Origin of the sequence: Curtobacterium sp. JUb34 (assembly GCF_003755065.1) — a bacterium.
Classification (GTDB): Bacteria; Actinomycetota; Actinomycetes; order Actinomycetales; family Microbacteriaceae; genus Curtobacterium.
The window spans coordinates 954,653-979,639 of the sequence record NZ_RJVH01000002.1 but is presented as its reverse complement, the minus strand read 5'-3'; the positions used below and the strand labels follow the sequence as shown (position 1 = coordinate 979,639).

General features: G+C 70.0%; 29 protein-coding genes. 9 read left to right on the top strand and 20 right to left on the bottom strand.

Annotated features, from left to right (window positions below; translation table 11 throughout):
- Positions 1-309 precede the first annotated feature (309 nt).
- Positions 310-1,104, top strand: coding sequence for a hypothetical protein (locus EDF63_RS11100; protein WP_148061768.1), 795 nt, complete (start codon positions 310-312; stop codon positions 1,102-1,104).
- A 55-nt stretch (positions 1,105-1,159) separates the two neighbouring features.
- On the opposite strand, the gene EDF63_RS19065 is transcribed toward EDF63_RS11100, so the two are convergent.
- From EDF63_RS19065 to EDF63_RS11050, 10 genes are all read right to left on the bottom strand, one after another.
- Complete coding sequence (locus tag EDF63_RS19065) at positions 1,160-1,480, bottom strand: NUDIX domain-containing protein (RefSeq protein ID WP_185021386.1); 321 nt, start codon at positions 1,478-1,480, stop codon at positions 1,160-1,162.
- Entirely contained in the window at positions 1,444-1,929 is a 486-nt protein-coding gene (gene vsr / locus EDF63_RS11090; RefSeq protein WP_123313044.1) for a DNA mismatch endonuclease Vsr, read from the bottom strand. Before vsr ends, EDF63_RS19065 begins: the two co-directional genes overlap by 37 nt.
- Before the next feature lie 64 nt (positions 1,930-1,993).
- Positions 1,994-3,019 carry a MupG family TIM beta-alpha barrel fold protein gene (locus tag EDF63_RS11085; RefSeq protein WP_123313043.1) on the bottom strand — a complete coding sequence of 342 codons (1,026 nt, stop codon included), beginning with the start codon at positions 3,017-3,019 and terminating at the stop codon, positions 1,994-1,996.
- The gene (locus EDF63_RS11080; protein WP_123313042.1) at positions 3,019-4,554 is read right to left on the bottom strand and encodes a PTS transporter subunit EIIC; all 1,536 of its coding nucleotides are present in this window, start codon (positions 4,552-4,554) and stop codon (positions 3,019-3,021) included. The genes EDF63_RS11085 and EDF63_RS11080 overlap by 1 nt, the downstream gene beginning before the upstream one ends.
- A 60-nt stretch (positions 4,555-4,614) precedes the next feature.
- The gene (gene murQ / locus EDF63_RS11075; RefSeq protein ID WP_123313041.1) at positions 4,615-5,529 is read right to left on the bottom strand and encodes an N-acetylmuramic acid 6-phosphate etherase; all 915 of its coding nucleotides are present in this window, start codon (positions 5,527-5,529) and stop codon (positions 4,615-4,617) included.
- Positions 5,530-5,537: 8 nt separating this feature from the next.
- Positions 5,538-6,425, bottom strand: a complete 888-nt coding sequence (locus EDF63_RS11070; RefSeq protein WP_123313040.1) for a MurR/RpiR family transcriptional regulator — start codon at positions 6,423-6,425, stop codon at positions 5,538-5,540.
- A gap of 190 nt (positions 6,426-6,615) precedes the next feature.
- Positions 6,616-7,203 (bottom strand): hypothetical protein, encoded by a 588-nt coding sequence (locus EDF63_RS11065; RefSeq protein ID WP_123313039.1) that lies wholly within the window; start codon positions 7,201-7,203, stop codon positions 6,616-6,618.
- A complete protein-coding gene (locus EDF63_RS11060; RefSeq protein WP_123313038.1) occupies positions 7,185-7,790 on the bottom strand; it encodes a hypothetical protein in 606 nt (201 codons plus the stop codon). Before EDF63_RS11060 ends, EDF63_RS11065 begins: the two co-directional genes overlap by 19 nt.
- Entirely contained in the window at positions 7,787-9,079 is a 1,293-nt protein-coding gene (locus EDF63_RS11055; RefSeq protein WP_123313037.1) for a hypothetical protein, read from the bottom strand. The genes EDF63_RS11060 and EDF63_RS11055 overlap by 4 nt, the downstream gene beginning before the upstream one ends.
- Positions 9,079-9,822 (bottom strand): ATP-binding cassette domain-containing protein, encoded by a 744-nt coding sequence (locus EDF63_RS11050; RefSeq protein ID WP_123313036.1) that lies wholly within the window; start codon positions 9,820-9,822, stop codon positions 9,079-9,081. The genes EDF63_RS11055 and EDF63_RS11050 overlap by 1 nt, the downstream gene beginning before the upstream one ends.
- A 94-nt stretch (positions 9,823-9,916) precedes the next feature.
- Between EDF63_RS11050 and EDF63_RS11045 the strand changes: the two genes are divergently transcribed.
- The gene (locus EDF63_RS11045; RefSeq protein ID WP_123313035.1) at positions 9,917-10,345 is read left to right on the top strand and encodes a hypothetical protein; all 429 of its coding nucleotides are present in this window, start codon (positions 9,917-9,919) and stop codon (positions 10,343-10,345) included.
- Positions 10,346-10,388: 43 nt separating this feature from the next.
- On the opposite strand, the gene EDF63_RS11040 is transcribed toward EDF63_RS11045, so the two are convergent.
- Complete coding sequence (locus tag EDF63_RS11040) at positions 10,389-11,033, bottom strand: NrtR DNA-binding winged helix domain-containing protein (RefSeq protein ID WP_123313160.1); 645 nt, start codon at positions 11,031-11,033, stop codon at positions 10,389-10,391.
- A 91-nt stretch (positions 11,034-11,124) separates the two neighbouring features.
- Between EDF63_RS11040 and EDF63_RS11035 the strand changes: the two genes are divergently transcribed.
- Positions 11,125-12,066, top strand: coding sequence for an ADP-ribosylglycohydrolase family protein (locus tag EDF63_RS11035; protein ID WP_123313034.1), 942 nt, complete (start codon positions 11,125-11,127; stop codon positions 12,064-12,066).
- 84 nt (positions 12,067-12,150) lie between these two features.
- Here EDF63_RS11035 and EDF63_RS11030 read toward each other — a convergent pair whose 3' ends face one another.
- From EDF63_RS11030 to EDF63_RS11015, 4 genes are all read right to left on the bottom strand, one after another.
- Positions 12,151-12,627 carry a DUF4395 domain-containing protein gene (locus EDF63_RS11030; protein WP_123313033.1) on the bottom strand — a complete coding sequence of 159 codons (477 nt, stop codon included), beginning with the start codon at positions 12,625-12,627 and terminating at the stop codon, positions 12,151-12,153.
- Positions 12,624-13,088, bottom strand: a complete 465-nt coding sequence (locus EDF63_RS11025) for a co-chaperone YbbN (protein ID WP_123313032.1) — start codon at positions 13,086-13,088, stop codon at positions 12,624-12,626. The genes EDF63_RS11030 and EDF63_RS11025 overlap by 4 nt, the downstream gene beginning before the upstream one ends.
- Before the next feature lie 242 nt (positions 13,089-13,330).
- Positions 13,331-13,702: a hypothetical protein gene (locus EDF63_RS11020; RefSeq protein ID WP_123313031.1), complete on the bottom strand. Its 372-nt coding sequence runs from the start codon at positions 13,700-13,702 to the stop codon at positions 13,331-13,333.
- A gap of 18 nt (positions 13,703-13,720) precedes the next feature.
- Positions 13,721-14,320 carry a TMEM175 family protein gene (locus EDF63_RS11015; RefSeq protein ID WP_123313030.1) on the bottom strand — a complete coding sequence of 200 codons (600 nt, stop codon included), beginning with the start codon at positions 14,318-14,320 and terminating at the stop codon, positions 13,721-13,723.
- Positions 14,321-14,367: 47 nt separating this feature from the next.
- On the opposite strand from EDF63_RS11015, the gene EDF63_RS11010 reads away from it, so the two are divergent.
- From EDF63_RS11010 to EDF63_RS10985, 5 genes are all read left to right on the top strand, one after another.
- Positions 14,368-14,622, top strand: a complete 255-nt coding sequence (locus EDF63_RS11010; RefSeq protein WP_185021384.1) for a DUF1653 domain-containing protein — start codon at positions 14,368-14,370, stop codon at positions 14,620-14,622.
- 65 nt (positions 14,623-14,687) lie between these two features.
- Positions 14,688-15,173 (top strand): hypothetical protein, encoded by a 486-nt coding sequence (locus tag EDF63_RS18700; protein WP_185021383.1) that lies wholly within the window; start codon positions 14,688-14,690, stop codon positions 15,171-15,173.
- Entirely contained in the window at positions 15,164-15,961 is a 798-nt protein-coding gene (locus EDF63_RS10995; protein WP_123313028.1) for a hypothetical protein, read from the top strand. Before EDF63_RS18700 ends, EDF63_RS10995 begins: the two co-directional genes overlap by 10 nt.
- Positions 15,961-16,512 (top strand): hypothetical protein, encoded by a 552-nt coding sequence (locus EDF63_RS10990; RefSeq protein WP_123313027.1) that lies wholly within the window; start codon positions 15,961-15,963, stop codon positions 16,510-16,512. Before EDF63_RS10995 ends, EDF63_RS10990 begins: the two co-directional genes overlap by 1 nt.
- A gap of 87 nt (positions 16,513-16,599) precedes the next feature.
- The gene (locus tag EDF63_RS10985) at positions 16,600-20,094 is read left to right on the top strand and encodes a TM0106 family RecB-like putative nuclease (protein WP_123313026.1); all 3,495 of its coding nucleotides are present in this window, start codon (positions 16,600-16,602) and stop codon (positions 20,092-20,094) included.
- 10 nt (positions 20,095-20,104) lie between these two features.
- On the opposite strand, the gene EDF63_RS10980 is transcribed toward EDF63_RS10985, so the two are convergent.
- The 5 genes from EDF63_RS10980 to EDF63_RS10960 all read right to left on the bottom strand — a co-directional run bounded on the left by EDF63_RS10980 (position 20,105) and on the right by EDF63_RS10960 (position 24,063).
- Complete coding sequence (locus tag EDF63_RS10980) at positions 20,105-20,785, bottom strand: hypothetical protein (protein WP_123313025.1); 681 nt, start codon at positions 20,783-20,785, stop codon at positions 20,105-20,107.
- 367 nt (positions 20,786-21,152) lie between these two features.
- Positions 21,153-21,569, bottom strand: a complete 417-nt coding sequence (locus EDF63_RS10975) for an SseB family protein (protein WP_185021382.1) — start codon at positions 21,567-21,569, stop codon at positions 21,153-21,155.
- Between the two features lie 25 nt (positions 21,570-21,594).
- Positions 21,595-22,398 carry an SDR family oxidoreductase gene (locus tag EDF63_RS10970; protein WP_123313023.1) on the bottom strand — a complete coding sequence of 268 codons (804 nt, stop codon included), beginning with the start codon at positions 22,396-22,398 and terminating at the stop codon, positions 21,595-21,597.
- Between the two features lie 143 nt (positions 22,399-22,541).
- Positions 22,542-23,207, bottom strand: a complete 666-nt coding sequence (locus EDF63_RS10965) for a GPP34 family phosphoprotein (RefSeq protein WP_123313022.1) — start codon at positions 23,205-23,207, stop codon at positions 22,542-22,544.
- A 76-nt stretch (positions 23,208-23,283) separates the two neighbouring features.
- Positions 23,284-24,063 (bottom strand): HNH endonuclease family protein, encoded by a 780-nt coding sequence (locus EDF63_RS10960; RefSeq protein ID WP_123313021.1) that lies wholly within the window; start codon positions 24,061-24,063, stop codon positions 23,284-23,286.
- Positions 24,064-24,200: 137 nt separating this feature from the next.
- On the opposite strand from EDF63_RS10960, the gene EDF63_RS10955 reads away from it, so the two are divergent.
- Positions 24,201-24,980, top strand: coding sequence for an aldo/keto reductase (locus EDF63_RS10955; protein WP_123313020.1), 780 nt, complete (start codon positions 24,201-24,203; stop codon positions 24,978-24,980).
- Positions 24,981-24,987: the final 7 nt, after the last annotated feature.

Sequence of the window (24,987 nt, the reverse complement as noted above, 5' to 3'; positions counted from 1 at the left end):
CCCGTTCGCCGACTTGGCGATGTTGTTGCGGCCCGATGGTCCGCGCTGAGCGGAAGACAACAGAGACCGCATCGAGGGCCGCGGAGGACCTGGCTCTTCGGAATTCCGTTCGTTAGCCTCTCACTTGTTAGGAAAACGGGTGATGGGGCAAGCGTGCGGATCTTCTGGGTCAACCAAGGGCAGACGTTCGAAGAAGAACTGAAGGCAAGTATGCTCTGGGCGCCGAAACGTTCGCGTCCGAGAACGGGTCAGAGCACGGGAACTGCTCGCGCGCATTGGGATCGGTTGCTCGACCCTGACGAGGGTGACGTGGTCATCCACTACTCCCGCAAGGCGATCCGCGGTTGGAGCACGGTTGTCCGGCCGGCGTTTGACGGGCCCCCACCGTTCGACCACTCGAGTACGCCATGGTCAGTTGACGGTCGTCTGCTCCAAGTGAGCATCCGGGAACTGGAGCTTCCCATCGTCCTCGCCGACATCCCACACGAGCTACGGACCGAGCGGGACGTCACGAGCTGGCCGTTCTCGAGAGATGGCGCGGTCAAGCAGGTGTACCTGTCGGAGGTGACGGGCACTCTCGCGAACTGGTTGTTGGATGAGGTCGGGCTGCGGGTCGACGCAGCGCAGCTGACCTCCTGGCCGGAGCTCGATGAAGCGGGAACCACTGTCGACTACCGCGGGGACCGACAGGTCGTGGTTCAAGTCCGCGGCGAGCAGACTCGCTTGCGGAGGTACCTGTTCGGGGCCGATGTCGTGGCTCCCTGCGCCCTCTGTGGCCGTGACCTTCCCGTTGCGATGCTCGTGACTGCGCACATCAAACGACGCGCCGAGACGACGAACGCCGAACGGCACCGCACAGACACGGTGATGGCCGCTTGCCGGCTGGGGTGCGACTCAATGTTCGAGCTCGGCTACGTGGTGGTCGGGCGGAGCGGAGTGATCGAGCGCGGTCCTCGGAGGACTCCGATGAGCGCGGACCTCGGCCTCGCCGTGGGAGTGATAGTCGGCCGGACCTGCGCTGCTTGGAGTGAGACCACGGAGCGGTACTTCGCCCATCATCGCCGTTGGCAGAAGGCTGAGAGCCGACGTTACGGGCTTGACTGACCTTGACGCAGAGCGGCCACCGCTTTCAGGTCAGCTAGCGCCCAGTGCAAGCCATTCAAGTGTTTGGGGCTCGTCCACCGCATTTCGTCGTGGTCGGTACTCCGTAGCGGTTCGTCGCCGAGCAAGCGAGGTCGATCAGCAAGTCCCCGACAGCTGTCGTGTCCCGAGTGATCAAGTCACCTATCTCTCCCTCGATAGCCAGCTCCTCACGGAGCTCTCGTCTGAGGGCATCTCGGGCGCCCTCGCCCTCCTCTACCTTGCCGCCGGGGAACTCCCACATCCCTGCCGACGCGCGGCCCACGGCGCGCCTGCAAACGAGGATCTTCCCGTCTGCTCGTGTCAGAACTGCCGCGACGACTTCGATGGTCTGCTGCACCGTTCCGTTTTACACGGGCGACGTCGGTTGACGATCGAGCTCCATCGCTCGAGCTCGTGTTCCACACGATCTGCGGATCGAGAGACTTCGTCGTGCTCCCAGGCTCTGATGACTCGCCAGCCCTCGGCGACCAAGAGCGCTTCGTTCTGCGCATCGCGCTGACGGTTGGCCAGCAGCTTCCGGCGCCAAAGGTCGGCATTGGCCTTCGGGAGGTGAGCGTGCTCCTCGCAGTAGTGCCAGAAGCAGCCATCGATGAACACCGCGACCTTGGCGCGAGGGAAGACGAGGTCAGGCCGTGCCCGACAACGCGCGCTCACCCGCCGGTCGACGAAGAAGCGCCGCCCACGTCGGTGCAGTTCGCGGCGAACAGCCAACTCGGGAGCCGTGTCGCGACGACCGAGTCGGGCCATGTGTCGTCGCCGCGCGTCATCCGCTTCCCAGTGCTCCATTGCCGGAATCTTGGTCGAAGGAACGCGCCTCTCGGGGCGGGCGCGAGGACCAGTGGAATCGGAGTCAGCCGAGGACGATTGTGAGCGACTGGTCTCCCAACGCCGCCAAGGGCACGGTGAGTGCTCCGAGGACGGCGACACGATCGTCAGCAGGCAAGTCCCGCAGCGTTATCGCCACCTCCCCGCAGTACCTTCCCGCCGACGCCAACTGCACCGTGACGGAACCCGCCGGCCTCGACTGCCCACCCACCTCAGGCAGCGGCAACCCGACGAACCGCTCCCGCGAGTGCTCCAGCCGGATCATGGCCTCAGCCGCATCCGGCCGGTTCCGATCGGGGACCGCCAGCGCCTCGATGACCGCCGGGTGAACACCCGGAGCGGCTGTCCCGTCGAGCACGACGACGTCATCGAGCACGAACGACCCCAAGCGCGACCACGAGTGATCGGTCAGCGCCGGGTCCCCGACGTACACATCGTCCACGCCAGCATCGACGAGCGCCACAGCCTGGAACAACGGCGGCATGTTCCGGTGCTGCTCGACGGTCGGCAGCCCTTCACCGAGCGGCCTTCGGCGGACCGAGTCGCCCGCGATGAACGCACCGACACGCCAACCGAACTGCCGGGCAGCTGAGACTGACGCCGCGACGGAGGACAACGCCAGCCCGGTCCACTCCCGCGGGTAGAAGTTGTGGATCAGCTCGACGTCCAGGCCTGCGAACGGCACCAGGTCGGCGGCCCGCAGCGTGCTCGCGTTGAGGGCGATCGGCAGGACGGCAGCGATCGAGAGGATCTCAGGGACCGAGAACCCGAAGTCGATCCGCGCCCGAGCCACTCCGATCGACAGCAGGAAGTCCCACGGCGAATCACCGAGCAACCGCGCGGTGTTGGGGGAGACATCGGCGACGACGGACAGCCCCGAGGACGCAGCCGCCGACACGATCGCGGTCGCAGCGGCTCGGGCGCCCGAAGGCGAGTCCTCCGGGATGTGCGACGAGGTGAACGCGAGCGTCGCACCCGCGGCCGCGGCGGCCTCGAAGGTCGGACCAGCCAGCGGACCGTGCGCCAGGTACGCGCTCGCGCCCAACCGCATCAGCGTGCAGCTCCCACGGAGTCAGCGGGCGTGACCTGCACGTCGAGCGGCGCATCCGGAGCGGCGGGGTCGCCGGACGGTGTAGACGACTGCGCCTCGAGGTCGGCCCGCACCGAGTCGGACACCCCGAACAGCAGCGTCGCCACGAACCCGACGACGTACGCCACGATGAGCCCCGACCCGTACCCGAGCAACGCCCACCCGTACCCGGACGAGCCGTTCAGCAGCGGGATGAGCGACAGGTCCGAGGCCCCGATGGCGATCGCCCCGACGGAGTGCCCGAGCTGGTCGAACAGCCCGACGACACCGCCACCGAAGGCGCCACCGATGCACGCGGTGATGAACGGCCGGCCGAGGGGAAGCGTCACGCCGTAGATCAAGGGCTCGCCGACACCGAGGAACCCAGCCGGAAGTGCACCGCGGATGGTCCGCACCAGCGAGGCGTTCGACCGGAACCGCACCCACAGCGCGATGCACGCACCGATCTGCCCGGCACCACCCATCGCCAGCACGGGCAGCAGCACGGTCCACCCGGTCTGGTCGATCAGGGTGGTGTGGATCGGGATGAGGCCCTGGTGCATGCCGGTCATGACGAGTGGCAGGAACAGGCCTCCGAGCACGAAGCCGGCGAAGGCACCTCCGTTCGCGAGCAGCCAGGTCGCAGCGGTGCCGATCGCGACCGAGACGACACCCGCGACGGACATCAGGATCCCGAGCGTGATCGACCCGGCGACGAGGACAGTTACGGTCGGTACGACGATGAGCGCGATCACGTCCGGAGTCACGCGCCGCATGAACCGCTCGACGTAGGCGGCGAGGATGCCGCCGGCCATCGCGCCGAGCACGCCGCCCTGCCCGGGAGCGAGGGTCTCGCCGAACACGGTGACGTTCGCGACACCGGCCGCGACGATGATGCCGCCGACCGCACCGCCGAGGATGGGCGTGCCGCCGAACTCCTTCGCGGCGTTCATGCCGACGAAGACGGCGAGCAGCGAGAGGAAGCCGGACGACAGGACGCCGAGGAACGGCGTCACGCCGGGCACCCACTCGAGGTTCGTCAGGATGCCGTTGATCCCGGCGATGAGCCCGCAGGCGATCAGTGCGGGGATGAGCGGGATGAAGATCGCGGAGATCTTCCGGATCGCGCGCATGGTGCGGCCGTCGGAACGAGCCCGCGCAGTCGCCTTGATCGACGCGCCGCGAGCGGCGAGCTCCTCAGGCGACGAACCAGACGCACCAGCGGCACTGGACGCACCAGGCCCACCAGCCGCAACCGACGGGGCGGCCGCGCGCAGGGCCTCCAGGCCGTCGGCCACGCGGTCGACGAGACCCGGGCCGAGCACGATCTGCAGGTTCGAGCCGGCCGCGATGGCGGCCATGACGCCGTCGGTGGCCTGGAGCGCCGGCAGGTCGACCGACGCGGGAGACGAAACCTCGACGCGGAGTCGGGTCATGCAGTTCTCGACGTCGGCGATGTTCGCGGAACCGCCGACGGAGTCGAGGATCTGCTGGGCGAGTTGCTGTGCATCGGGCATTGCTGTGCTCCTCGGGGGAAGGAATCGAGCGGAAGGAAAGCGGAGAAGGGGGAACGGGCTCTACAGCACGGCGCGCAACGAGCCGGCAGCAGCATCGAGGCGCTCACGGGCCGAAGCAGCCGACGCACCGGTGAGGATCACGGCGATGGCCGTCTTCACCTCGCCGTCCGAGGCATCGAGCGCCGCCTGGACCTCGGCGGAAGCAGCGCCGGTGACGTCCTGCACGAGCGAGAACGCCCGCGCGACGAGCTTCGCGTTCGTCGCCCGCACGTCGACCATGCGGTTGCCGTACGTCTTGTGGCTGCGCACCATCGCGAGCGTGGTGAGCATGTTCAGCACGAGCTTCTGCGCGGTGCCCGCCTTCAGGCGGGTCGACCCGGCGATGAACTCGGGGCCGACGACGACGTCGATGGCGATGTCGGCCTCCCGCCCCGCGGCCGAGTCGGGGTTGCACGCGACGGAGACCGACAGAGCGGACCGGCGTCGGGCCTCCAGGATGGCCGCGATCACGTAGGGCGTCCTGCCGGACGCGCTGATCCCGACGACCACGTCGTCGGCCGTCAGGCCGAGCACGTCGAGGTCGCGGACGGCCGCTGCTTCGTCGTCCTCCGCGCCCTCGACGGCGGTGGTCAGGGCGACGTCGCCGCCGGCGATGAGCCCCACCACCTGCGAAGGGTCGGTGCCGAAGGTGGGCGGGCACTCGCTGGCGTCGAGGACGCCGAGCCGGCCCGGCGTGCCGGCGCCGACGTAGACGAGTCGGCCACCACGCGCGAACGCTGCGGCGATCGAGTCTGCCGCCAGGGCGATGGCCGGGAGGCACGGCTCCAGTGCCGCAGGCACGCTGCGGTCGCCGGCGTTCATCCGCTGGGCAGCTTCGAGCGTGGAGATCGTGTCGATGTCGTCCAGCGAGTGGTCGGTCGCCTCGGTGGTGAGGGCTGCGAGTTCGTCGCGGAGGGCGTCGTGGGTGTGGGTCATGGTGGTGCTCAGTTCCGGTGGTGGGTGCGGACGGCGTCGCGGCTGCGGGCGAGGAGCGGCTGGGACCGCTCGTCGGTGCGCTGCGCGACGACGATGAACAGGGCGTCGACGATGGCGAGTTGGCTCATGCGGCTGCCCATGGCGGCGGGTCGGAGGGCGCTCTCGGCACCGGCGACACCGAGCAGGACGTGGTGGGCCGTGGTGGCGAGCGGGGCGTTGGCGTGGCCGGTGATGGCGACGATCGTCGACCGCTGGGCTGCGGCGGCGTGGGCGACCTCGAGGGTCTCGGTGGTGGAGCCCGAGTGGCTGACGAGCACCAGGACGTCGTGCTCGCCGATGACGCTCGCGAGGGTCAGGGCGTTGTGCGGGTCGTCGGCGATCGAGCTCACGATGCCGATGCGTTCGAGCTTGAGGTGCAGGTCCCGCGCGACGATGCCGCTCGCGCCGACGCCGTACAGCACGACCCGGCGGGCTTCGCTCACGGCTACGGCTGCTGCTTCGAGTGCGTGCGGGTCGAGGGCGGCACGGGTGTCGGCCATCACGGCGCGGACGTCCTCGGTGACCTTCGCGATCACGGTGGCGACGTCGTCGTCGACGGCGACCCCGGCGTGGATCTCGGTGTGCTCGCGCTCGTGGATGCCGCGTTCGACGGCCCGGGTCATGCTGCGCTGCAGGCCGGCGAAGTTCGCGAAGCCGAGGTGCTGGGCGAAGCGGGAGACGGTGGCGGGGGAGACGCCCGCGCGGCCGGCGAGCTCGGTGGCGTTCGTGGTGGCTGCGGCCGCCGGGTCCTCGAGCACGGCGTCGGCGATGGCACGCATGCTCGACGGCATCGTGGCCGACTGGGTGCGGACGAGGGCGAAGGCGTCGGCGCGCTCGACCCGATCGGTGATCGTCATCCCGCCATGAAAGCGTCTTTCGTGCGCGAGCGCCAGTCGTGAAAGTAAATTGCGTGTTACGGGTGGTGCGGTGGCTGCGTGGCGGGAGCTCGCGCGTTCAGTGAGCAAGAAAGGTCGAGTCGCCGCAGCGGACTCGACGTTTTCTGCTCACTCGATGAGCGGCGGACGCGAACCTGGGCGGTCGCGCTCGTCAGGCCTGCGGGGACGGGGATGCCACGACAGTCGCCGCCCGCAGGTACCGCCGCGATCGACGTACTGCGCGCAGCAGGATCGGCGTCACGATCAGTGCGGTGATGAGCAGTGCTGCGCAGAGGAACCCGGGGAACGCCGAGCCGGAGACGTCCTCGTCAGCGAACATCGGGAACTGGGCGCCAGCGATGCCGAGGTAGAGCAGGAGGAACTGGGCGAGGGCGAGCGGCTGGTAGGTGGAGAGCAGTCGTGCATGCTCGCGTGCTCGGAGGGCGAGGTCGGACTCGGTTGGCTGGATCGGGCTGCCGGTCTTGATGGCTTGCGTCACCATGCGCTTGCCGGCAGGGGAGAGCCCCGCCGTGGTGGCCTGCATCGCGGTCGACATCCCGATCGTCGTGACGAGGATCGAGAAGGTACCGGTCAGGCCACCGACGGACGCGCCGAAGCCGACGACGGTGAGGACTGCGACGGCGCCTGACTCGGTCGTGGCCAGCAGCCCGCCGATGACGGCGCCGACGACGGCTCCGATCAGTGCGAGCAGGGTCGTCCGTCGCCAGGCGCGCCGTGCTGTCAGTTCGAGTTCCCCCATGCCCCCACCCTACGAGCGGATCGCCCGACGGTGACGACGGTCGCGACGATGACGATCGGCGCGACGAACAGCCAGTAGGTGAGTTCGGCGTTCGTGGTGACGATGCCGGCCCAGACGGCAGGGCGATCCGGCGTTCCGCGACCGAACAGCCCTGCGACGAGCAGGTACAGGACGCCCGGCACGGACTGGTAGCGATCACCGAGCACCGCGCGGCAGGCCACCGCGAGCGCGCAGAACGCGATCGTGTTCCGGATGGTGGCGAGCGAGACAGCTGAGTCTGCGCCGAGGGCGAGGCCGACGCCACCGATCGTGCACACCAGTCCGATCACCACGAGGACGGTGCTCAGCTCGAGCAGGTCGGTCCGTCGGGCCGGAGCGGGGAACGGCGCGCGGCTGATCGATGCGCCCGCCGCGATCGCGAGCACCAACGGACCGACCGCTGCAGCGGGGATCATCGCGAAGTGTGCGCCACCGCCGAACGACGGGAACAGCATGCCGATCGGTCCGAGGCCGATCGAGAGCACCGTGACGGCGGTTGTGAGCCCGAGGAGCGCCATCGTGCGGTGCACACGCAACCACCAGATCATGCGGCCGGCACTGCGATGTGGCCGATGGAGCAGTCGGTCAAGCGGCGGATCGTCGCGGTCACCCAGTCCGCCTGCTCGAGCAGCGTGGCGTTCCGCAGTCTTCGGAGTGCCGAGGGGTCGTCCATCTCCAGCGCGGGTTCCACGCGATCCGCAGCGACGATCCCGTGCGCAGCCACGTCGATGAGCCAGCGATTCGCGACGGCGGCGTCGTTGAGCCGCTCGGTGTCGTCTGGGTCGGACTCGCAGTACGCGACCTCTGCATCGCCCAGGACCGAGGTGGTGAGGCTGTGCACCAGGTCGGCGTCCGTCATCCGCACCTGCACGATCATGTTCAGGTCGTCCGGAGACGAGGGCACGTTGCTCGCCCGGATCGTCGGCTGCATGGTGACGCCGGACCGGCTCAGGTTGCCGGCGGCCTTCCGGATCACGGCCTCGGAGTCACCGTCGGCGCGCTGCTCCGGGAACAAGCAGATAGTCGGGCGGTGTCCGTTGCAGACCGACTGCGACTGCGGACGCTCGGTGATGGGCGCGGCTCCGAGGCCCGAACCGGACACGAGTGCGATCACCGTGACGACTGCCAACGAGGCTGCGCCGATCTGGACGCCGAACCGATGGAGTCGATCGCCACTCGTTTGCCGCGCAGCCGCGATGAGCAGCAGGCTGACTCCGGCGAGTGCGCTGAACACGGTCGCGATGATCGGCGCTCGCAGGTCGAGTGACGTCTCGACCGAGCAGCAGTCGGCAATGACGAGGCCGGCGAGGTAGCGGAGCGGGAAGTAGTCGACGGCCCACGAGAATCCGAGCCAGCTGTACGACGCGAGCAGGCTCAGTGGCAGCGACGCGACCGGCGGGAGCCAGCGACCGATGGCGAACCCGACACAGGCGTGGAAGAACAGGATGCTCCCGAGCGCCAGGCCGACGAGCAGTGACGGGCCACCTGGAGCCCCCCAAGTGTCGCGGCTCATGAGCACGATGGCGACGACCTGGAGCAGGACACCGGCGGCGAGCGGCGTCCACAGGTGATCGGCGAGGACTGCTGCACTCGATCTGCTGCTGCTCTCGATGGCGGATGCGCTGGACCGGTACCGCCGTCCTTCCCAGGCGCCAGCGGTGGCAGCGACGCCGCACGAGAAGACCAGGTAGATCGCGGAGCCGGCGAACGCGGCAGGCCAGTACCCGGCCACAGACGTCTCGGACGAGAACTGCACGCTGTACGCGACCACGCCGAGCAGCCCGGGCGCGAGGAGCCACACCGCGGCGCGACTGCGCCACGGGATGATCGGGCGCATCAGTCGTCCTCGTTCGTGAAGCGCGCGTACGACGCGGTGATCGCGTCAGCGGGGGAGAGCCCCTCGAACGGTTCCGTGAAGGCGTCGACGGAACCGGAGAACGGGACGTGTCCGTCCACGAGCACGGCCACGTGGTCGTACGTCGTCGCGACGTCCTCGGTCTGGTGGGTCGAGACGATCACGGAGACCTCGCTCGGCAGGTTCTGGATGACCTGCGCGAAGCGTGCCCGTTGCGCCGGGTCCAATCCGGCCGTCGGTTCGTCGAGCAGGATCCACTGCGCTCCTGAGACGAGCGCGCCGGCGACGCCGAGGCGCCGGATCTGCCCGCCCGACAGGGTCGTGGCCCGTACATCGGACCGCGCGAAGAGATCGACTGCCGTGAGTGCTGCCACGGCGCCGTCCCAGGCATCACTGCGTGAGAGGCCCTTCAACCAGCCGCAGTAGGCGACGTGCTCCCGAGCAGTGAGCCCGGGGAAGGCACCGCTCCGTTGTGGGAGCCACGCGACCCCTCGGCGGTACCTCCGACGGTTCTCACGGTCTCTCGCACTGCCCAGCCCGTCGACGTGGATCGTGCCGGCCTGCGGTCGGAGCGTGTCGGCGATGAGCCCCAGGAGTGTCGACTTGCCAGCGCCGTTCGGCCCCAGCAGGACGCTGCCCCCACTCGGGAACACCGCCGACACGGACCCGAAGACCCGGTGGTCTCGTCGGTACCCGAACGCGAGCTCATCGATCTGTACGGCCAAGACAACCCCCTGAAACCTTGCACTGATGTTTCACCGTACATTAGCGTGCTCACGGCTCGGATCTCCCGGGCCATCACCTCGAGGGGGGAAACAGATGATCAAGTTCAGTCGTCGAGCGGCGGCAGCAGTCTCCGGGGGCGTCATCGTCGCCACCGTGTTCGCGGCGTCGCCAGCATTCGCTGAGGGCTCGTGGTCGTCGAAGCTGACCGGCGTCGCCATCGGGAAGAACTCGCGCAGCTGGCAGGACTCGCACAAGGACAGGGTCCGGACTGCCACGACCTTCGCGGGCTGCCGCATCTCGGGGAACCTCAACGGGTTCAAGTCCGCATCCGTGCGGCTCATCGATGAGCGCGGATGGCTTCCGGACAAGAGCATGGGCACGAAGGTCAACAAGTGCGGCAGGAGCGACTGGGGTGTGATGACCAGGCCGGACCGGTACCACTGGACGATCTGGGCGCTCAACGGCGCTTCCCACGAGCCGACGCTGCGTCTTTCGGTGTCGACGGTGCGCCAGGCCTACTGAGCGGGCGTCGCCGGTCGGTCGCCCTGGCGGCCGGCGGGCTCCGTCATCCCCGCCGGTACCGCGTCGCCGGCTTCCCCGGCCCGTCTGCCCGCTTCGTGTCCGTCGCGACCAGCTTCGGCAGCATCGCTCGCCGGAACGAGTCCGGCAGCAGGCGCTCGCCGAGGACTGCCTCGTGCAGCTGCCGCAACTCCGACATCGTGAACGGCTCCTCGAGCAACCCGTGTGGATCCGGCGCTTCCTCGTGCGCGGTCCGGAGCCGAGCGACCGCGAACTCGAGGATGTCGTCGTGCCCGTGTACCATCCCGTGCGCCTCGGTCACCGGCGCGAGTCGCACCCGGGACTCGTCCAAGTCCAGAGCATGAGCCGGCACCACGTCGAGGTGTGCCACCGACAGCACCCACCCGCGGTCGTCCCGCGAGGGGTCGTCGAACACGTGCAGCTGCTGCGGTGCGAGCCCCGTCACGCCCGCCTTCGTGGAGAGTGACCGCAGCACCGCGTCCGCCAGCCGCTCGCCCTCGTGCACGAACGTCCCCGGGAGTCGCCAGTCGCCCTCGGTGGCATCGCGCACCTGCACGACGGACAGTGGACCGCCCGCCGGGACGGTCAGCACGGCGGTGTCCACGGCGACGGATGGTCGCGGGTAGTCCGTCAGTCGTCGGCCGCTCGCGTCGCGGTACTCATCGGTCACGTTGGCGAGTTTACGCACACTTGCGTAAACGCGGGGAGTGGTGCAGGATCGGTTTTACGCAATTCCGCGCAAACCCGATCCGGAGGTCCACATGACCACCCCGCAGATCCACGACCGAGCAGTCGGTGCCGTCCTCGGCTCCGCCGCCGGCGACGCCCTCGGCGCCGGGTACGAGTTCCGACCGGCAGTGCCCGAGCCGACCCCGATCACGATGACCGGCGGCGGCTCCTTCGGCTGGGCGCCAGGGGAGTGGACCGACGACACGAGCATGGCCGTTCCGATCCTCCGCACGGTCGCCCGCGGCGGCGACCCGGCGTCGGAGCCAGCCCTCGACGGCCTGGTGGCCGCCTGGGCAGCGTGGTCGGTCAACGCGCCCGACGTCGGCATCCAGACGCGCAACGTGTTGACCGGTCTGGAGGCGCGGATCGCCTCCGTCGCGCGGGCTGCGGCCCGGCAGGAGCACGAGGTCAAGGGCCGCTCCGCCGGCAACGGGTCGCTGATGCGGACCGCACCGTTGGTGCTCGCGTACCTGCGCGGTGACGTCGGTGAAGAGGAACGGCTCGCCTCGGCGGCTCGCGCGATCAGCGACCTGACGCACTTCGAGTCGGACGCGGGGGACGCGTGCGTGCTCTGGTGCGTGGCGATCCGGCACGCGGTGCTGACCGGCGAGCTCGACGTCCTGCGTGGGATCGACCTGCTCGACCTCGACCGGCGCCGACTGTGGGTGGACCGGATCGTCACGGCCGAGCACTCGGAGCCGGTGGACTTCACGGAGTCGAACGGGTGGGTGGTGTCCGCGCTGCAGGCCGCCTACGCCGCGGTCAAGCAGAGCTCCTCGCTCGAGGACGCCCTGGTCCGCGCAGTGCGCACCGGCAACGACACCGACACGGTCGCCGCGATCGCCGGTGGCCTTGCGGGTGCGCTGTACGGGGCGTCGTCGTTGCCGGCCCAGTGGCGGGAGCTGCTGCACGGCTGGCCGAACCTGCGCGCGGACGACCTCGTCGCGCTCAGTGAGCAGGCGCTCGCCGTCTGACCGACCCGGCGTCGGAGGCTGCCGTGGGGGGGCCTCCGCCGCCGGGCGAGTCGGAGGTGAGCCGGGCCTCCCGGTCGACCGCCGTCAGGCGATGCCGCGTCGCGGACGGAAGACGCCTGCGCGGACCAGCCACACGTAGAGCAAGCACCCGATGCAGACGTCGAAGACGGCGTTGAGGAACGCGGCGATCAGGGCGACGGCGGCTCCGATCGGGGCCGCGTACGGCACGCCGAGCACGGCGAGGAGCAGCGCGACCGCGGTCACGAACAGGCCGACCTGCTGGGCGAAGGTCGGGGGTTCGGGAGCCTCGAGCTCGGCGGGCGGGGCGAGCCGCGGCCGGACGAAGCGACGGAAGATCGCGCCGTAGGGGTGGCGGCGGATGCCGGCGATGCCGCCGATGGCGAAGAGCACCACGATGGCCGCGAGCAGGACGATGCCGACGACCCACGTCGCGGGGATCAGCGTGAGGACGATCGTCAGCGCGAGCAGGACCGTGGTGATCGCGGCACCGAAGCGCGGGGAGCGCGGGTCGATGCCTGCATTGTCGGGGGCGGTGGTCATCGGGACTCCTGTGGGCCGGTGAGGACGGTGTCGAGGGCTGCGGCGAGCTCCGGCGGCCGGGGTGGGCCTCCGAAGCGGGTGCGAACGGCACGGGCGCCGTCGACGAGCAGGACCGTGGGGGTCTGCAGGACGTTGAAGCGGGTGGCGAGGTGCGGGTGCTCGGCGAGGTCGATCTCGAGCCGTTCGACGCCGGCGTGCTGCGCTGCGAGGGCGTCGAGCTGGCGGGCCGTCGCCGGGCAGCGGGCGCAGGTCGGCGTGGAGAACTGGACGAGGGTGGCGCGGGTGCCGAAGGCGGTCGGGGGAGCGATGTCGGCGACGGTGCGGTCGGGGCTGGCGTGGGTGCTGCGCGCACGGCCGGTCTGCGGAACCGCTCGGCCCGTCCTCGAGCGCAGGAGCAGGCCGATCACGGTGGCGAGTGCGAGGACTCCCACCAGGACGGCGACGGCCACGATGACGGTCATGCCGCGACGGTACGTCGTTCTGGTGCGTCCAGGGGTGAACGTGACCGAACGTGACGGTCTCGGAGCGGTCGGACGATCGTGGAGGGGCTCGCGTCCGGAGGTCCGACCGACCGGCCGGGCGGCCGGTCGCCGGCGCCTAGAATAGGCATACTATTCAAATGACCGGGATCGACCCCTAGGGCGGCGCGGCGGTCGCCGGACGCGGTGGACCGGCGACGTGACGCGGGTGGGCTCGCGTGTCGTCAGAGCGCGGCGCGCGCCTGGTCGATCCGCTCGATGAACGCCCGGACGCCCCAGATGACGAACGTCAGCCGCTGCCCGTCCTGCAGGACGACCTGCATCTGCCGCGAGACGTTGCGCGAGGTGTCGTGGAGCTCGGCGATCGAGTCGAGCGGGATGCCGAACGTCGGCCGGACGACGTTGAACGGGTGCGCGCGGAACCAGAGGACCGCGGGGGTCAGGGTGAGCCGGCCTCCAGCGGCTTCGTGACGGCGCATCCCGAACCGGCCGGGTGCTGCGATCGAACGGACGAGGCCGGCATCCGCTGCCGCTTCGTCGATGACGAAGTTCGCGTTCTTGCGTGCCAGTACGGTCTCCGCGTCCCCCAGTCCCATGCGCTGACCGTACCGCGATCAGACTCGGCGGAGCAGCCGTGCGACCGTGCCCTGCAGCACGAGGAGCAGGGCCCAGAGCAGACCGATGTTCGGGAACACCACCGACAGGATCAGGGCGAGCGACAGCAGGCCGGCGGCGATGAGTCCCCGCGCCGAGTCGCCCAGCGGTGTGGCGAGCAACTCCGGGTTCCGGCGCAGCACGAGTTCGATGCCGGTGAGCGCCAGGCTCGTCACGACCATGCTGCCGAGGTAGAGCGCGTGTGCCACACGGTCGTCGTTCTCGCCGCTGTTGAGCAGGTTCGCCGCGAAGGGCAGGAACACGATGCTGATGAGCCACACGAAGTTCAGCTGCATGACCCGGGCGTTGTAGGAGCGGACGTGCTCGAACACCTGGTGGTGGAGGATCCAGAACCGCGAGATCAACCAGAACGTGATGAGGAACTCGAGCAGGGCGGGCCAGTGCGCTCTGAGCAGGTCGCCCGCGCCCTCGCCGTCGCGCAGGTCACTGGCGATGTCGACCAGCGGCAGGATCAGGAGCGTGATCGCGATGGCGACGGTGGCGTCCGAGAAGTTGACGAGTCGGTCGAGGCCGCGGTCCGTTCGAGCGTGCTCGGTCATGGCCCGAGTGTAGGAGCGCTCTGCCAGCCGGCCCTAGCATCGCGGGTGTGAGCGACGACGTGACTCCTGGCCGGTACCGCCACTTCAAGGGCAACGACTACGAGGTGCTGCTCGTCGCCCGTGACGTCGAGACCGAGGAACCGGTCGTCGTCTACCAGGCGCTGTACGGCGAGCGGGGACACTGGGTCCGCTCGCTCGCGGACTTCACGGCGCACGTGACCCGTGACGGGTACGACGGGCCGCGGTTCGTACCGGCACCGAGCACGGAGCAGCTGGCCTTGTCATATCAGTCACAACATTGATATACCTTGCAGCGGCAACCAGAGCGGTTGTCTGACTGAGAGGGGGGTGTGCAGTGCAGCACACCATGAAGCAAATGCTGGTCGTCGCCGCGGTCGCCGCGGTGGTCTCACCGTTGCTGGCAGCCGGCCCGGCGGTCGCGGCCGAACCTGACCCATTGTCGGCCGTTCCCGACAACGTGGTCGTCGACCCGACCTTCGACCCCGCGAACGCGACCCGGGTCGACGAGGACGGGAACTCGATCAGCCGGAAGAATCCCTGCCATGACCGCGCGTTCGCGGCGATCCCGAAGATGCTCACGTCCGTGTCGGGGTGCAGCATCATCGGGTCGAGCACGAAGACGAAGGTCACGTACAGCTGGTACCGCGACCAAGGCCGGGTCGGGGTCTGCGTGTGGAGCAAGGGCTTCAACGCTCGTGCGCAGACGACGTGGACCGCGTCGGGATGCGGGACCGGTCGCCGTGGCGTGGTCATCAACTGGGGCAACGTTGCGGCATCGAAGCAGATCCGGGGAATGACTGCTTCGGGCGTCGCGGGCGTGCAGTGGGGCTGATCGCGACACGTCGGCGCAGGCGCTCGCTCATCTGGGTGGGCGCTTGCGCCGTCGCGGTCGCCGCGACCGGGTGCGGTGCTCCCGACCCGACGACGACCCGAACGCCCCGGACCACCACAACCGTCCGCCCGGCGACGGAAAGCGCCCGGATCATCGAGACCGTTTCGCAGCAGCGTCTTGCCGATGTGCTCGTTGCGGGGCTCCCCTGTGAGGACCGGGACGACTACCAGGACGACTTGACGTTCTGGGACTCGATGCGTGGCTACGACTGCGTGGACGCGGCCGACACGGTCTCCGTTCGTGTGTACGGCAGCAGCCGGTCCGTCGACCAGATCCTCCCGTCATGGGCTGACGCTCTCGTGGACGGACGCGGAGCCCGGCGCGGCGTGAACTGGTTCGTCGTCGGACCGCGCGATCTGATCTCCCAGGTCGATCCGCCTCGCGAGGATCCCGAGGTGCGGTCGTCGTCGACATCCGCCCCTGCCCCGACGGCGCAGCAGGAGTTCCTGACCAACTGCTCCCAGTACACGTTCGACGAGGCCGTCCGTGCGATCCGCGGTGAGCGGGTGACGGAGACGGACGGCGCGTACTACGACCGGGCGTTCTCTGGCGTCGGCGAAGCCGTGCGAGCGTCGTTGGACCAGCGTGATCTGGCGCTCCTCCGTGCGGAGGACGACGAGGCGCGATGGCCATCGATGCTGTCCGAGCGCGGCCCCGCGTGGAAACAGGTGTGTCGAACAGCCATGTCACGGCACGACGACCTGCTCCGGTCTGGAGCGGAGGACTGATGCGCATCGTGTCGATCGGACGAAGCGCCGGGGCGCTCGGGGCTCTCGGAGTGACGATCCAGGCAGCCGATGACTTCACCCGCATCTTCTTCGAGAGTCCGATGGCCGGCTCGTCCGCCGTGTTGGCGGGTGCGAGCATCGTGCTGCTGCTGATCGGGGGCGTGCTCAGCTGGCGTGGAGACCGGATCGTGGGCTGGACGCTCGGTGCCCTGGCAGTTCAGGTGGTTGGTCGCATGGCTGTCGATGTGGAACCAATGGCCGTGTACTGGTCGGTGTCGGTTGCGCACATGCTCGGGCCGGTCCTCGCGCTCGCCATCGGCGTGGTAATCGCCCGTCGGGCCGGTTCCACGGCACTGCGGCATCTCGGGTGCATCATCGGGATCGCCGCGGGCTGCTGGATGCTCGCGAGTTGGACGCAGGTGCCGTTGCTGCTCGTTCCGCTGACGCGCGCCGTCACGGACGGCTGTCTGCTCGCCGTGGTCGCTTGGCCTGCCGTCCTCGAGGCCGGTCGGCTGGCGCGCCGCCTTTGGGAGTCCGCGGAGGTGCGCTGACGCCGGCCGCTGCCGTCTGACCGCGCGCGGCGCCGGTGTCGGCGGGCGGCCCTAGGCTCGCAGGGCACCAGAGAGACGGGGGAACGCATGCAGATCGGCGTCGACGGGCACGTGCTGCTCAGCCCGAGTGACCTCAGCACATGGTTGGCCTGCGAGTGGGCGTTCCTGCGCCGGCTCGACGTCAAGCTCGGCCGCGGGGAAGCCCTGCCCGAGGCGCACGACGACATGCTCGAGCGCACCGCCCGGCTTGGGGACCAGCACGAGCTCGACTACCTCGGCATCCTCAAGCAGACCCGCGACGTCGTCGAGTTCGACCGCCCCGCCCCGCCGGACTACGCACGCGCCGCAGCCGAAGCGCGACAGGCCTTCGCCGACGGCGCCGACGTCCTGTACCAGCCGACGTTCCACGCGGCACCCACGGCGGACGGCCCGGGCTTCATCGGCTTCGCGGACTTCATCATCCGCAACGACCAGGGCGAGTACGAGGTCTACGACACCAAGCTCGCCCGGCACGCCAAGATCAGCGCCCTGCTCCAGCTCGCCGCCTACGCCGAGCAGATGCAGGCGCACGGCATCCCGACCGGGCAGCAGGTGCACCTGGTGCTCGGCGACCGCACGACGACCACGCACGACCTCGCCGACATCGCGCCGGTGTACCGCACGCAGCGCGCCGAGCTGCAGCGTGTCATCGCCGAGCGCATCGCCGCCGACGAGCCGCTGCAGTGGGGTGACCCGCGGTACTCGTCGTGCGGCCGCTGCGACGTCTGCTCGACCCAGGTGGCCGAGCACCGCGACCTCGTCCTTGTCGCGGGCATGCGCCTGGATCAGCGGGCGAAGCTCATCAAGCACGAGGTGCGGACGATCGACGACCTGGCGGTCCGCACCCGGGCAGTGCCGGGCTTGTCCCGCGCGACGCAGGATCGTCTGGTGCGGCAGGCGAGCCTCCAGATCGAGTCGGAAGACGCCCGACGGAAGGGCGCCGACGGGCCGGACCAACCCGTCAAGCCGCGCTTCGAGGTCCTCGATGCTCGCGCGCTCGACGCGATCCCGGCACCGGACGCCGGCGACGTGTTCTTCGACTTCGAGGGCGACCCGCTGCACACCGAGGACGGCGTGCACTGGGGCCTCGACTACCTGTTCGGCCTGGTCGACGACCGCGCGGAGTTCACCGCGTTCTGGGCGCACACGATCCGCGACGAGCGAGTTGCGATGGAGCAGTTCCTCGCGTTCATCGAAGCCCGGCGGCAGCAGTACCCGGGCATGCACATCTACCACTACGCGGCCTACGAGCGGACGCACCTGCTGTCGCTCGCCGCCCGGCACAGCGTCGGTGAAGAGGCCGTCGACGACCTGCTGCGCGCCGGGGTCCTGGTCGACCTGTACCCGATCGTCCGCAAGGCCCTGGTCGTGGGGAGCCACAGCTACTCGATCAAGAAGCTCGAGCCGCTCTACATGGGCGACGACCTGCGCGAGAGCGACGTCACGAACGCCGCCGACAGCATCACCGCCTACGTCGACGCGATCGAGGAGCTCCGGAACGGCGACCCCGCCGCCGGCCAGCACATGCTCGACGAGGTCGCCGACTACAACGCCTACGACTGCCGCTCGACCCTGCGCCTGCGCGATTGGCTCCGGTCGCTGCGCACCGACGACCCGGACGCAGCCGACCCCGCGCTCGAACTCGAGCTCCCGCCGATCCCCGTCGAGCGCGAGCCGAACCCGGTGTACGTCGCACTCGCGTCGCACCTCGAGGGCGTCGACGCCCTCGATCGCACGCCGGACGAGACCGCGTTGGCGCTCGCCGCAGCGGCGATCGACTACCACCGGCGCGAGGCGAAGACCTTCTGGCAGGACCACTTCGACCGCCTGCGCAACCCGGTCGACGACTGGGCCGACACCCGCGACGTGCTCGTCGTGGAGCGTGCGTCCGTCGAGCGGGACTGGGACACGCTGCCGCGTGCCCGCTCGCAGTCGCGGGAACTCCGGTTGTCGGGGACGCTCGCGCCCGGTTCGCGGCTCCGGCCGGGAGGCACGCCCCACCTCGTCTACGACGACCCACTCCCGCCGTCGCTCGTGTCTCCGGGCCCCGGGTCGAAGGGCACGTCATCTCGCGCCGTGATCGTGGACGTGTGGGACGACGGCGATGCGGTCGAGGTGCTGGTGAAGGAAGGGCTGCCCGTCGGAGCGGAGCCGCACCACGAGTTCCCGGTCGCGCTCGCGCCGTCCGCACCGCCCCGCGCGAAGCCGCAGCCCGAGGCGATCGCCGAGTGGGGGCAGCAGGTCCTCGACGAGCTGCCCTCGATGGTGGCGGACCCGGCCTTCGACCTGCTGCGCCGGGTGCCGCCGCGCGGTGCGATCGTGCCCGTGCAGGGCGACGACACGGTGTCCGCCGTGGTGTCGACGCTGCTCGGCCTCGACCACTCGTACCTGGCGATCCAGGGGCCTCCCGGCACGGGCAAGACCTACGTCGGGTCGAACGTCGTCGCGCGGCTCGTCCGCGAGTACGGCTGGCGCGTCGGGGTCGTCGGGCAGTCCCACGCGACGTCGGAGAACTTCCTGTCCTCGGTCGTGAACGCTGGCGTGCCTGCGGACCGGGTCGTGAAGGTGCCGAAGTCCGGTGCGACCGAGGATGAACTCGACGCTGCAGCCTGGACGCCCGTGAAGAACGGTGCCGCCGTCGCCGCGTTCCTGTCATCGTGCGAGGCCTCGGGCACCGGCGGCGTGGTCGGCGGTACCGCGTGGACGTTCGCGAACGCGTCGACGATCGAGCGCCGTTCCCTCGACCTGCTCGTCGTCGACGAGGCCGGGCAGTTCTCCCTCGCTCCGACCATCGCGTCCTCGATCGCCGCGACCCGACTCCTGCTGCTCGGGGACCCGCAACAGCTGCCGCAGGTGTCCCAGGGCTCGCACCCGGAGCCCGTCGACGAGTCCGCGCTCGGCTGGCTGGCGGACGGCGAGCACGTCCTGCCGCCGGAGTTCGGCTACTTCCTGGCCCGCACCCGCCGCATGGAGCCGGCGCTCACCGAGTCCGTGTCGGCGTTGTCCTACGACGGGCAGCTCGCGTCGATGGTCTCCGGTCGGCACCTCGACGGCATCGGCGCCGGGGTGCACCCCGTGCCGGTCGTGCACGCGGGCAACACGACGTCCTCTGCTGAAGAGGCTGCACGGGTCGTCGCACTCGTCTCCGACGTCGTCGGCCGCACGTGGACCGACGGTTCCGAGACCCGCTCTCTGACCGACGAGGACGTCATCGTCGTCGCTCCGTACAACGCGCAGGGGGCACTGATCCGGCAGGAGCTCGACCGCGCTGGCTTCACCGGCACCCAGGTCGGCACGGTCGACCTGTTCCAGGGCCGCGAGGCCGTGGTGTCGATCGTGTCCCTGGCGGCATCGAGTGCGGCCGACATCCCGCGCGGCCTCGACTTCCTGCTCATGCCGAACCGGTTGAACGTGGCGATCTCGCGGGCGAAGTGGGCGGCGTACCTCGTGCACTCGCCTGCGCTGACCACGGGCCTGCCGCCGTCGATCGCGGGGCTGTCCCTGCTGTCCCGCTTCATCGAGCTCGTCGACCCGCGCGGCTGATCGTCGGGCGTCAGCCTGATTCGACCGTGCCAACCGTCGAGCTGTAGGTCGCCACGGCACCGAACTCGGCGCCGATGATCGTGACGGACCACGCGGAACCGTCCGGCGCGACGGAGTAGAGCACTCGGGCGCCGTCCGGAACGGCGGCGAGCCCGGTGCCGTCGGGCAACATGATCCGCTCCGGAGCGGTCATCCCCACGGAAAGCGACGGCGGGTACGGACCCGCCCCGAACGACTGCTTCATGACGAAGGCGAGCGTTCCGGCACTCTGCACGAGGGCCGACCGTTCGGTCTCGACACTCGTCGCTGCCGGTGGCACTGCGGGCACTCCTGCCGGTGCGGCGGTCTCCACCGGGGCGGCGGCGGGCTGGCGTTCGGGAAGCACCGCCGTCTCGTTGGAGGTGCTCCGGCTGCCCAGGGGGAGCGAGAGCGCCGGGAGGTGGACCCCGGTACCGACCAACGCAGATCCGACAACCGCGTACGCCATGAGCGCGGTTCCGACGCTGCCGAGGATCGCCCCTCCGCGACCGAACCCCCGAGCAGCTGCCGAGCCCCAGCGTGCGGTCTTGACGGCCTGCACGCCGAAGACGATCGCCGAGATGCCGATGGTCGAGACGATGAACCCCGTTTGCGTCCCCGACTCCTGGGGTTCGACGAGCGCGATGACGACGCTGCCGGCTCCGAGCAGCATGGAGAGCGTTGCGAATGCCCAGGGCTTCGTGCGCCTGCGTGGCGTCGAGTTCAGCAGCGGCGAGGGGGCGTGGAGCACCGGCAGTCGTCGATTGCCATGTCGATGGGGCGCCGACGAGTACTCCGGAGGGGACCAGTCTCGTGGTCCTGTTCCGCCCAACGGCATCGTCGTTCCCCCGTCCGCTCAGTACGACGGACCAATCCTGGCCGCCTCGGCCGACATGAGCGATCCCCAGAACTGGGTGGACGGGAAGATCCGGTGGAGCGAAGGCCGACCGGTACCATTGCGGGTCTTCGGCGCTTGATTGGTATGACCATTCAAGCGCCCACCGTGTGGCAGCGGTGTGTCGTGCCGCACGCCGCGCGAGTCAGTCGTCGCTGGTCGGGACGCCGCTCTGCATCTGCGCCCGCATCTCGGCGAGGACGTCCGCGTGCAGGAAGTTCGCCTCGGCCGCGCTGGTGGGGTCGACCACGATGCCGAACTCCTCGGGCAGCGCGGTCACGAGCTCGGACATCGGAACCGGACGGCCCTCGGCGTCGGGCAGACCGGCGGCGAGTTCGTCCGGGTCGGTGAAGACGGGCACGAACGGCTTGTCACGGATCATGACGTGGGCGACGCTGCCGGCCTCCGGGCCGCCCGCCGGCTTCCAAGGGACCCATGCCGCGCTCCGCAGGAAGCCCGCTGGCGAGGCTGCCATCCGGCGGCGGAGTTCGGCGGCCGCGGTCGGCGGGGCTTTGTCGACGCCGCGGCCGAAGGCTGATCCGTTGGTCTCATCGGTGCTCACGCCAGCCATGCTGTCACGGAGCTGCTCAGTACGCGGCCGACTGCCCACCGTCGATCGGGACGACCGTCGCGTTGACGTAGGACGCGTCGTCGGACAGCAGGAAGGCGACGACGGCAGCGATCTCGGGGGCTTCGCCGTAGCGCTTGGTGGGGTTGACCTGGATGAACTCCTCGGCGGCCTTGCGGGGGTTCTCCGCGTCGAGCTGCTTCATCGAGTTCTCGACCATGGGCGTCCAGATGGCGCCGGGGGCGATGGCGTTGATGCGGATGCCGTAGCGGCCGTACTCGACGGCGGAGTTGCGGGTCAGGCCGACGACGCCGTGCTTGGCGGCGGCGTACCCGGACTGGTTGCCGATGCCGCGGATGCCGCCGACGCTCGCGGTGTTCACGACCATGCCGGAGCCCTGCTCACGCATGACCTTGAGCACCTTCTCGAGCCCGAGGAACACGCCACGCAGGTTGATCGACACGACCTTGTCGAACTCGGCGGCGGTGAAGGACTCCGTGGGGTTCTGCTTGCCCTCGATGCCGGCGTTGTTGAAGAAGCCGTCGATGCGGCCGAAGCGCTCGGTGGTGGCGGTGACGTACGCGTCGACCTGGGCCTCGTCGGACACGTCGGCGACGGTCGCCAGGACCTGTGCGTCCGGGGTGGCCTCGAGCACGGCGGCCTTCGTGGCAACGAGACCCTGCTCGGAGACGTCGACGAGGGAGAGTGCGGCGCCCTCGGCGGCCAGGCGGACGGCGGTGGCGCGGCCGAGGCCGGAGCCGCCGCCGGTGATGAGGACGACGCGGTCGGCGAAGCGGGACGTGACGGAGTTGGTTTCGGGCATGGGGGAGGCCTCCTGAGGTCTTCGACGGTGAAGGGCTCGGGGTCCGCAGTGGGGCAGCGAGTCCGATCGATGCATCTGCATCGAGACGTCTAGACTACACCTGTTGTTTTACATGGCGACCAGGGCCGATCGCGCCACCGGCCTCAGCTCGTGACGATCGTGGTCGTCGTCGCGGTGGTCGCCGCCATGATGGCGATCATCGCCGCGGCCTGGATCTCCTCGAGCACGGCCTTGACCGCGGGGCTGGCCCAGGTGCCCGAGGTGATCTCCTTCACCAGGTCCTTGTCGACGGCGCCGAACTGCTTGCGCAGCGTGTTCGTCGCGTCGAGCAGCCCGATGACCGCAGCGGAGAACGGCGTCGGGCCCGCCCGCCGAGCCAGGACGTCCGCGATGCCGGATCGCAGCAGTGCCTCCGGGGCTCCGTCGCGCTCCGGGTGCTTCGTGGTGGGGAAGAGCCCGAGCACCTTGCCCTGCTCGACGCTGATGATCCCTCGCTCGACGAGTCCGGCGACGACGTCGTCGCGGAGCTGCTGCTTGCCGAGCCGGCTCACCCACCACTTCGCCTTGCGCGGTGCACCGGGCGCCGCGATCGAGCCGACGACGCCGTCGAGCACCGGGTCGCCAGTGGCGGCGCCGTCGACGACGGCGACCAGGCCGTTCTGCAGCGACACCGCACCGCGGAGCGCGAGGTCGGCGAGGACCGCGCCCGCGAGACCGGTGTCCAGCGTCTGCCCGTCGAGGGACTTCCGGCCGTCGGGCTCGATCTGGAGGAGCGCGAACGCCTGCGGGACCGTGAGTGGCTCAGCCATGTCCGCAGCCTGCCACGCGGGGCGGAGGTGCGCCGGGCCTCCAGGCCGACACCCAGCGGCGCCAGCCCGCCCGACGTCAGCAGGCGTCCAGCCCCCGAACCATCGCGGCCCGCTCTGCCGGAGCCACCCACAGGCGGTACTTCGCCTTCACCGTGACCTGGTGCTCGATGTAGGTGCAGCGGAAGGCCGTGTTCGCGGGCAGCCAGGTCGCGGCGTCCCCCGAGCGCTTCTGGGAGTTCGACCGGCCGTCGACGGCGAACAGGTTCGACGGGTCGTTCGCCAGGGCCTCCCGCTCCGACTGGCTGAGCTGCTGCGCGCCGGTGCGCCAAGCGTTCTCGAGCGCGACGACGTGGTCGATCTGCACGAGGGTCGAGGTCGTGTTCCCGCGCACGAACTCGATCGTCGCCCCCGTGTACGGCGACACGAGCGTGCCGGTCATCACCTTGCACGGACCCTGGCGAACGATGCTGCTGAGATCGCGCGCGAGCACGTCGTTCCGGGTGTCGCAGCCGTTGTGGTCGACGTCGATCCACGCGCTGCCGAACGCACCGGTGCGGTCGTACCCGGTGCCGGCGGCCTTGCCCTTGACGGGCAGCGTGGCGAGGAGCGCGCGGGCGTCCGCAGCGTCGGTGTCGGTCGACGAGCTGACGGTCGGACTGGAGGCGCGGCTCGGCTCCGGTGCGCCGCTGTCCGTGCCGACGGTGGCCGTGGCGACTGCCGTGGGCCCGGCAGCCGCGTCGGCGTCCGGACCGAGGACGCCGGTGGCGTCGAGCGCGTAGCCACCGACCGCGAGGGCGAGGACGACGAGGACGGAGGTGAGGCTGATGCGGGTACGGCGGCGTCGGCGGGACGTCATGCGGGTGGGGCTCCTGCGTGGTGCGGTGGTGCGGTGGTGCGGGCCGGGTGGCCTCGACGATCATGCCGGAGACCTCGGACACCGCCGCGGAGGCCACGCTCCGAACGGGCGGACGCCGACGGCGTAGACACGGGGGCATGACCGATTACGCGAATCCGTCCGTGTCCGTCACCGGTGGGTCGATGCCGCTCCTGGGCTTCGGCACCTGGCAGATCCCCGACGGCGAGGCCCCCGCCGCCGTCGGCGAAGCACTGGCGGCCGGGTACCGCCACATCGACACCGCCACCGGCTACAGCAACCAGCGCGGCGTCGGCACGGCCCTCGCCGAGTCCGGCCTGGCCCGCGACGACGTGTTCGTGACGACGAAGCTGCCGCCGGACAACGCCGACCGCGTGCGCGAGACCATCGAGGAGAGCCTCGACCAGCTGGGCCTCGACCACCTGGACCTCTGGCTCGTGCACTGGCCGCCGAACGGCGAGGCCCGCCCGGACGTGTGGGAGCAGGTCGTCCAGGCCCAGTCCGACGGACTGACCCGAGCCGTGGGCGTGAGCAACTACTCGCTCGACCAGATCGACGAACTCGTCACCGCGACCGGCACCACCCCCGCCGTGAACCAGATCAAGTGGAGCCCGGTCGAGTACGACCGGACGATCGCGGACGGGCTGGCCGAACGCGGGGTCGTCCTCGAGGGCTACAGCCCCTTCAAGGCGAGCAACCTGCAGGACCCGACGCTGCTCGACATCGCGACCGCACACGACGCCGACAGCGCCCAGGTCATCGTCGCGTGGCACGTCGCGCACGGCTTCGTCGTCATCCCGAAGTCGTCGAACCCGGAGCGCATCCGGTCGAACGCCGCCGGCGCCCGCATCGAGCTCTCGGTGGACGAGGTCACGGCGATCGACGCGCTCGCACGCTGACACCCGC

Coding starts and splice junctions, on each gene's coding strand:
- vsr (WP_123313044.1), bottom strand. CDS start 1,929: ATGGAGCACTGGGAAGCGGATGACGCGCGGCGACGACACATGGCCCGA.
- EDF63_RS11085 (WP_123313043.1), bottom strand. CDS start 3,019: ATGCGGTTGGGCGCGAGCGCGTACCTGGCGCACGGTCCGCTGGCTGGT.
- EDF63_RS11080 (WP_123313042.1), bottom strand. CDS start 4,554: ATGCCCGATGCACAGCAACTCGCCCAGCAGATCCTCGACTCCGTCGGC.
- murQ (WP_123313041.1), bottom strand. CDS start 5,529: ATGACCCACACCCACGACGCCCTCCGCGACGAACTCGCAGCCCTCACC.
- EDF63_RS11070 (WP_123313040.1), bottom strand. CDS start 6,425: ATGACGATCACCGATCGGGTCGAGCGCGCCGACGCCTTCGCCCTCGTC.
- EDF63_RS11065 (WP_123313039.1), bottom strand. CDS start 7,203: ATGGGGGAACTCGAACTGACAGCACGGCGCGCCTGGCGACGGACGACC.
- EDF63_RS11060 (WP_123313038.1), bottom strand. CDS start 7,790: ATGATCTGGTGGTTGCGTGTGCACCGCACGATGGCGCTCCTCGGGCTC.
- EDF63_RS11055 (WP_123313037.1), bottom strand. CDS start 9,079: ATGCGCCCGATCATCCCGTGGCGCAGTCGCGCCGCGGTGTGGCTCCTC.
- EDF63_RS11045 (WP_123313035.1), top strand. CDS start 9,917: ATGATCAAGTTCAGTCGTCGAGCGGCGGCAGCAGTCTCCGGGGGCGTC.
- EDF63_RS11035 (WP_123313034.1), top strand. CDS start 11,125: ATGACCACCCCGCAGATCCACGACCGAGCAGTCGGTGCCGTCCTCGGC.
- EDF63_RS11030 (WP_123313033.1), bottom strand. CDS start 12,627: ATGACCACCGCCCCCGACAATGCAGGCATCGACCCGCGCTCCCCGCGC.
- EDF63_RS11025 (WP_123313032.1), bottom strand. CDS start 13,088: ATGACCGTCATCGTGGCCGTCGCCGTCCTGGTGGGAGTCCTCGCACTC.
- EDF63_RS11020 (WP_123313031.1), bottom strand. CDS start 13,702: ATGGGACTGGGGGACGCGGAGACCGTACTGGCACGCAAGAACGCGAAC.
- EDF63_RS11015 (WP_123313030.1), bottom strand. CDS start 14,320: ATGACCGAGCACGCTCGAACGGACCGCGGCCTCGACCGACTCGTCAAC.
- EDF63_RS18700 (WP_185021383.1), top strand. CDS start 14,688: ATGAAGCAAATGCTGGTCGTCGCCGCGGTCGCCGCGGTGGTCTCACCG.
- EDF63_RS10990 (WP_123313027.1), top strand. CDS start 15,961: ATGCGCATCGTGTCGATCGGACGAAGCGCCGGGGCGCTCGGGGCTCTC.
- EDF63_RS10985 (WP_123313026.1), top strand. CDS start 16,600: ATGCAGATCGGCGTCGACGGGCACGTGCTGCTCAGCCCGAGTGACCTC.
- EDF63_RS10980 (WP_123313025.1), bottom strand. CDS start 20,785: ATGCTGCTCGGAGCCGGCAGCGTCGTCATCGCGCTCGTCGAACCCCAG.
- EDF63_RS10970 (WP_123313023.1), bottom strand. CDS start 22,398: ATGCCCGAAACCAACTCCGTCACGTCCCGCTTCGCCGACCGCGTCGTC.
- EDF63_RS10965 (WP_123313022.1), bottom strand. CDS start 23,207: ATGGCTGAGCCACTCACGGTCCCGCAGGCGTTCGCGCTCCTCCAGATC.
- EDF63_RS10960 (WP_123313021.1), bottom strand. CDS start 24,063: ATGACGTCCCGCCGACGCCGCCGTACCCGCATCAGCCTCACCTCCGTC.
- EDF63_RS10955 (WP_123313020.1), top strand. CDS start 24,201: ATGACCGATTACGCGAATCCGTCCGTGTCCGTCACCGGTGGGTCGATG.